The 6886-nt window shown below is 28.9% G+C and carries 6 protein-coding genes; all 6 read left to right on the forward strand.

The features are described 5' to 3' along the window. Window positions 1-45 precede the first annotated feature (45 nt). The 6 genes from purF (at window position 46) to Q0V15_RS02255 (ending at window position 6860) form a co-directional block, all read left to right on the forward strand. Window positions 46-1461, forward strand: a complete 1416-nt coding sequence (gene purF, locus Q0V15_RS02230) for an amidophosphoribosyltransferase (RefSeq protein ID WP_297435573.1) — start codon at window positions 46-48, stop codon at window positions 1459-1461. Window positions 1462-1480: 19 nt separating this feature from the next. After that, window positions 1481-2482: a phosphoribosylformylglycinamidine cyclo-ligase gene (purM, locus tag Q0V15_RS02235; RefSeq protein WP_297435575.1), complete on the forward strand. Its 1002-nt coding sequence runs from the start codon at window positions 1481-1483 to the stop codon at window positions 2480-2482. Continuing rightward, complete coding sequence (purN, locus tag Q0V15_RS02240; RefSeq protein WP_297435576.1) at window positions 2470-3078, forward strand: phosphoribosylglycinamide formyltransferase; 609 nt, start codon at window positions 2470-2472, stop codon at window positions 3076-3078. The genes purM and purN overlap by 13 nt, the downstream gene beginning before the upstream one ends. Window positions 3079-3097: 19 nt before the next feature. Further along, window positions 3098-4597 carry a bifunctional phosphoribosylaminoimidazolecarboxamide formyltransferase/IMP cyclohydrolase gene (gene purH, locus Q0V15_RS02245; protein ID WP_297435578.1) on the forward strand — a complete coding sequence of 500 codons (1500 nt, stop codon included), beginning with the start codon at window positions 3098-3100 and terminating at the stop codon, window positions 4595-4597. A gap of 59 nt (window positions 4598-4656) precedes the next feature. Next, window positions 4657-5901: a phosphoribosylamine--glycine ligase gene (purD, locus tag Q0V15_RS02250; protein ID WP_297435580.1), complete on the forward strand. Its 1245-nt coding sequence runs from the start codon at window positions 4657-4659 to the stop codon at window positions 5899-5901. 218 nt (window positions 5902-6119) lie between these two features. Further along, a complete protein-coding gene (locus Q0V15_RS02255) occupies window positions 6120-6860 on the forward strand; it encodes an MBL fold metallo-hydrolase (RefSeq protein WP_297435581.1) in 741 nt (246 codons plus the stop codon). Window positions 6861-6886: the final 26 nt, after the last annotated feature.

Genomic DNA, 6886 nt, shown 5'->3' on the forward strand with positions numbered 1-6886 from the left:
AAAGGGAATTTGGAAAAATATTTAATTTAAAGGAGTGTTTTATATATGTACGATGCAGTTAATGATAAATTAAAAGACGAGTGTGGAGTTTTTGGTGTGTATTCAAAGAGTGGAGCTAATGTAGCGCAGTATGCGTATTATGCATTATATGCTCTTCAACATAGAGGACAACAAAGTGCTGGAATTGCAGTTTCTAATGGTGAGGAAATGAAAATTCATAAAGGGCTTGGACTTTTAACAGATGCATTTGAACTAAAAGATTTAGATAAATTAAAAGGACATATAGCAATAGGACATGTTAAATATGCAGCTGAGGTTGAAGCAAGAATAGAAAATGCACAACCACTTCTTGGTTCAAGTAAGCTTGGTGATATTGCAATAGCTAATAATGGTAGTATTGTTAATGCTGATGTTTTAAAAGAACTTTTAGAAGATTCAGGATATGTTTTCCACACTGATAGTGATGTAGAAGTTTTAATGAGTATAATTGCAAGAAATGCAAGAAGAGGAATAATTAAAGCTATCTACGGAGCAGTACAAGCTATAAGTGGTGGATTTGCTGTAACTATAGCTACAAAAGAGCAATTAATAGGAATAAGAGATCCTCATGGAATAAGACCATTATGTATTGGTAAAATTGAGGAAGATTATATATTAGTTTCAGAAAGTTGTGCACTTGATGCAATTGGAGCTGAGTTTATAAGAGATGTAATGCCAGGGGAAATTGTAGTTATATCTGAAAGTGGAATAGAAAGTATTTCTTATTCAGAGAGAACTCAATGTGAAACATGTGCATTTGAATATATTTATTTTGCAAGACCAGATAGTGTAATGGATGGTATGAGTGTTCATCAATCAAGAGTAAATGCTGGTATTAAGTTATTTGAACAAAATCCAGTTGATGCTGATGTAGTTATTGGAGTTCCAGATTCAGGACTTTCTTCAGCTATAGGATACGCTAAGGCATCAGGAATTCCTTATGATATAGGATTTATAAAAAATAAATATATTGGAAGAACTTTTATAGCACCAGATCAAAAACTTAGAGAAAGAGCTGTATCAGTTAAATTAAATCCATTAAAAATAAATGTTGAGGGTAAAAGAGTTATTTTAATAGATGATTCAATTGTTAGAGGTACAACTTCAAGACATTTAGTTGAATCTTTAAGAAGAGCTGGAGCTAAAGAAGTTCACTTTAAGATAGCATCTCCAATGGTTAAGTATCCTTGCTATTTTGGAATAGATACACCATATAGAAAAGATTTAATAGGTGCAAATAAATCTATTGAAGAGATAAGAGAAACAATCGGAGTTGATTCATTAGATTATTTAACAATAGATAATTTATTAGATAGTTTATCAACTGGATGTAAAAATAAAGGATTCTGTTTAGGATGTTTAAATGGAGTATATCCAGTATCTACACCAGTTGAAAAAGGCAGTAACGAATATTTAGATTAAATTTTAAGGGGGACTAATAATGATAACATATAAAGATGCCGGAGTTAATATAGAAGAGGGTTATAAGTCAGTATCACTTATAAAGGATTATGCAAAGAAAACTTTAAGTGAGTATGTTTTAAGTGGGCTTGGTAGTTTTGGAGCATTTGTAGAACTTCCAGAAGGATATAAAAAACCAGTTTTAGTTTCAGGAACAGATGGTGTTGGAACTAAGCTTGAGATAGCTTTTAAAACTAAGAAATATGATACTGTAGGAATTGATTGTGTTGCTATGTGTGTAAATGATATTTTATGTCATGGAGCAAAGCCATTATTTTTCCTTGATTATATAGCATGTGGAAAACTTGATGCAAATGTTTCTGCAGAACTTGTAAAAGGTATATCAGATGGGTGCCTTATGAGTGAGTGTTCACTTGTTGGAGGAGAAACAGCAGAAATGCCAGGTTTTTATTCAGAAGGTGAATATGATATGGCTGGATTTGCAGTTGGTGTGGTTGATAAAGAAAAAATTGTTGATGGTGGAAAAATTGAAGACGGAAATATTCTTATAGGAATACCTTCTTCGGGAATACATTCAAATGGCTTTTCACTTGTAAGAAAATTATTTACTGATCTGAATGAAGATTTTAATGGGCAAGAAATTTGGAAAACTTTAATAGAGCCAACAAGGATATATGTAAAACCTGTTTTAGAACTTTTGGAAACAATTGATGTAAAAGGTATGGCACATATAACAGGTGGTGGATTTATTGAAAATATTCCAAGAATGTTTAAAGCGGATAATTTAGTTGCAGTGATAAATAAGGATTCTTATGAGCTTCCAGAAATATTTAACCTTATGATAGAAAAAGGTGTAGATAAAAACCATATGTATAATACATTTAATATGGGAATTGGTTTTGTATTATGTGTAGATAAGAATGATAAAGTAGAAACTATGAAAATATTAAAAGAACTTGGAGAAAACCCAGTAGAACTTGGATATGTAGCTACTGGAGGTGAAAAGATTTGCTTAAAATAGCAGTCTTGATTTCAGGTGGTGGGAGTAATCTTGAGTCTATAATGAATAGTATAGACTCAGGTTATTTAAATAATATTGAGATAGTAAGTGTTATAGCTGATAGAGATGCAAGTGGGCTTTTAAAAGCTAAAAGCAGAGGATATAAAACTTTATTATTAGATAGAAAAATATATAAAGAAGATTTAAGTAATCAAATACTTAAAACAATAGATGGAAAAGTTGATTATGTAGTTTTAGCAGGTTTTTTATCTATTATAGGTAAAAATTTAATTAATAAATTTAGAAATAGAATAATAAATATTCACCCATCATTAATACCAAGTTTTTGTGGAGCAGGAATGTACGGTATGAAAGTACATGAAGCGGCTATAGAAAAAGGTGTTAAATATTCAGGCTGCACAGTTCATTTTGTGAATGAAGAAGTTGATGGGGGAGCTATTATAAGTCAACAAATAGTTGAAGTTTCTTTTGAGGATACAGCAAGTATCCTTCAAAAGAAAATTTTAAAAGAAGAACATAGAATTTTACCAAAAGTTTTAAAAGAACTAAGTGAATTAAATCTAGAAATAATAGATGGTAGAGTTAAATTACAATAAAGATACTTTGGAGGGGAATATGATTAAAAGAGCTTTAATTAGTGTTTATGATAAAACAGGTATACTTAATCTTGCAAAAAGTCTAGTGAAAAAAAATGTTGAGATAATTTCATCAGGGGGAACTTATAAATATTTAAGTGAAAATGGAATTTCTGTAAAAGAAGTTAATGAAGTTACTGGTAGTGATGAAATGCTTGATGGTAGAGTTAAGACATTACATCCTGTGATACATGGTGGAATACTTGCTATAAGAGATAATAAAGAACATATGGAAACTTTAGAAAAAAGAAATATAGGGATGATAGATTTAGTTATAGTTAATTTATATCCTTTCTTTGAAAAAGTTAGAGAAGATTTATTATTTGAAGAAAAAGTTGAGTTTATTGATATTGGTGGACCTACAATGCTAAGATCAGCAGCTAAAAACTTTAAAGATGTTGTAGTTTTAAGTGATGTTTCTGATTATGAAGAGTTTATAAAAGGTTTTGAATCAAATGAAATAGATTTTAAATTTAAGAAGAAAATGGCAGCTAAAGTATTTAATTTAATGAGTGCTTATGATGGTGCTATATCAAACTTCTTATTTGAGGAAGATGAGTATCCAGAGTATTTATCAGTATCATATAAAAAATTACAAAGTTTAAGATATGGAGAAAATCCACATCAAAGTGCAGCATATTATGGTGCAACAGAGTTTGATGGCGCTATGAATAGCTTTGAAATTTTAAATGGAAAAGAGTTATCATATAATAATATTAAAGATTTAGATATTGCTTATAAGGTAGTATCAGAATTTGAAGAGATAACATGCTGTGCATTAAAGCATAATACACCTTGTGGAGTTGCTATAGGAGAAAATCCTTATAAAGCTTATAAAAAAGCACATGATTGTGATCCAATTTCAATATTTGGTGGAATAGTTGCACTAAATACTAAAGTTGATGCAGATACAGCAACAGAAATGCTTAATACATTTTTAGAAGTTGTAGCAGCACCAGAATTTGATATAGAAGCTTTAGAAATTTTAAAAACTAAAAAGAATCTTAGAGTAATAAAATGTAACAATAAACCTTGTGCTAAGAAATTATTAGTATCAGTTGATGGTGGAATACTTGTACAAGAAGAAGATAATAAATTAGTAGAAAAACTTGATGTTGTAACAAATAGACAAGTTAGTGATGATGAAATGAAAAATATGATGTTTGCTATGAAAGTAGTTAAATATGTTAAATCTAATGCAATTGTAGTAGCTAAAGATATGAAGGCTATTGGAATTGGTGGTGGAGAAGTTAATAGAATATGGGCAGCTTGTCAGGCTTTAGAAAGAGGAACAGGGGCAACAGTTATGGCATCTGATGCATTCTTCCCGTTTGATGATACTGTAAAAAAAGCAAGTGAATATGGAATTAAGGCAATTATTCAACCAGGTGGTTCAATGAGAGATAAGGATTCAATAGAAGCTTGTAATAATAATGATATGAGTATGGTTATAACAGGAATAAGACACTTTAAACATTAGTATTAATAAATTTAGAGATGCAAATAAGCATCTCTATTATTTTAGTAGGGGGATTAGGGATGAAGTTATTATTAATTGGGTCAGGTGGAAGAGAACATGCGATTGCTAGAAAGCTTGGTAAAAATGAGAGCGTAGAAAAAATATACTGTGCACCAGGTAATGGTGGAACTGCTTTAGAAAATAAGTGTGAAAATATAGATATAATAAAAATTAATGAATTATTAGTTTTTGCAAAAGAAAATAATATATATATAACAATTGTAGGACCAGAGCAACCACTTATAGAGGGAATTGTAGATTTGTTTAAAGGTGAAGGATTAAAGGTATTTGGACCAGCAAAATCTGGAGCTATGCTTGAAGGAAGCAAAGGTTTCTCTAAAGATTTTATGAAAAAGTATGATATAAAAACTGCAAGATACGAAATTTTCTATGATGATAAAAAAGCTATTGATTATATAAAAAATGAAGAATTTCCTTTAGTTATAAAAGCTGATGGACTTGCAGCTGGAAAAGGGGTTTATATTTGTGAAACTTTAGAAGATGGAATTAATGCTATAAATGAAATTATGGTTGATGATATATTTAAAGGTGCTGGAAGCAGTATTGTAGTTGAAGAGTTTTTAGATGGTGTAGAAGCATCGATATTATCTATTACCGATGGAAATGTAATACTTCCATTTATATCAGCAAAAGATCATAAGCAAATTTTTGATGGTGGAAAAGGTCCTAATACTGGAGGGATGGGAGTTGTAGCTCCTAACTTATATGTTACTGATGAAGTTAATGAAGAGTTTATATCAAAAATAATGAAGCCAACACTTATTGGAATACAAAAAGAAAAATTTGATTTTATTGGAATAATATTTTTTGGAATTATGATAACTAAAAAAGGGACATACCTTTTAGAGTACAATGTAAGAATGGGTGATCCAGAAACTCAATCAGTATTAGAACTTATGGATTCAGATTTATTAGAACTTATAGAAAGTGCTTTAAATAAAGATTTGAAAAATTTTGATTTAAAATGGAAAGATGAATTTAGTTGTAATATAGTTTTAGCATCTAAAGGATATCCTGCTAAACCAGAAGTTGGGTATATTATGAATGTGGCAAATGAAGTTAAAGAAAATTTATATATAGCAGGAGCTAGTATGAAAAATAATAATCTATATACGACTGGTGGTAGAGTTGCATCCGTTGTTGGTAGAGGTAAAACATTAGAAGAAGCTATTAAGAGTGCATATAATAAAGTTAATTTAGTAGAGTTTAATGGGAAATATAATAGGACAGACATAGGAATGTAAAAAGTAGAATCTGATGAAAGTGCTATATCAGGATGTAGATAACTCATATCTCGATATAGCTTTTTTATAGCATGTAAGCTCTTAAATAATATACTCGTAAATGATTTTTATATATATAAAAATTAATTAAAAGATATATTCAATAAAAAGTTACAAAAATATTGGTTATACTGTAAAATAATATTAAAGAAGTATTTATTTTATGGAGGGATATTATTATGTTAAAAAAAATTACGAACAGAGTTTATTATATGAATTATGATAATCAAAAAAAACATTCATTAATTGGTTTAATTATAGGTGATAAATTTAGTTTAATAGTTGATGCTGGAAGTTCAAAAGAACAATCATTAGAATTTTTAAACATTATAGAAAAAATGGACATACCATCTTTGAAATATCTTGCATTAACACATTCACATGATAATCATGTACTAGGAGCTATTAATTTCGATTTAATAAATATAGTTAATGGTATGACAAGTGATAAATTAAAAAGAAATTCTAAAAATGAATCTTCTTTGTTCTCACATATCATATATGATGAGTTTTTAAAAGTTGATTTAGGTGGAATAGTTGTAGAACTTGAAAGAATTCCTAGTGATCATTCAAGAGATTGTTCAATTATTAATATTCCAACTGAAAAAGTTGTTTTTTTAGGTGATATATTATATTCAAATCGAAAAAGTGTTGAACCTTGCTTTAGTAAAGATTTAATGATTCCTTTATTAAAAGAACTTCAATGTTATGAAGCAGATTTTTATATAGCATCTCATAATGATGTGTATTCAAATGAAAGTTTTATGGAATATTCAAAGTTTTTAATAAACATTGGAAAAGCAGTTAAAGAAAATAATGACTTTAATGATATTAAAAGCAAAATAACTCAGAATAAAAGTTTTAATGATGATACTCTTGATATGTATATTAAAGCATTTATATTAGGTAATAAAGAATAAAATATAAAAAAGCCATGCGAATTTTG

Source organism: uncultured Clostridium sp. (assembly GCF_947036855.1).
Taxonomy (GTDB): Bacteria; Bacillota; Clostridia; order Clostridiales; family Clostridiaceae; genus Sarcina.

Coding starts and splice junctions, on each gene's coding strand:
- purF (WP_297435573.1), top strand. CDS start 46: ATGTACGATGCAGTTAATGATAAATTAAAAGACGAGTGTGGAGTTTTT.
- purM (WP_297435575.1), top strand. CDS start 1,481: ATGATAACATATAAAGATGCCGGAGTTAATATAGAAGAGGGTTATAAG.
- purH (WP_297435578.1), top strand. CDS start 3,098: ATGATTAAAAGAGCTTTAATTAGTGTTTATGATAAAACAGGTATACTT.
- purD (WP_297435580.1), top strand. CDS start 4,657: ATGAAGTTATTATTAATTGGGTCAGGTGGAAGAGAACATGCGATTGCT.
- Q0V15_RS02255 (WP_297435581.1), top strand. CDS start 6,120: ATGTTAAAAAAAATTACGAACAGAGTTTATTATATGAATTATGATAAT.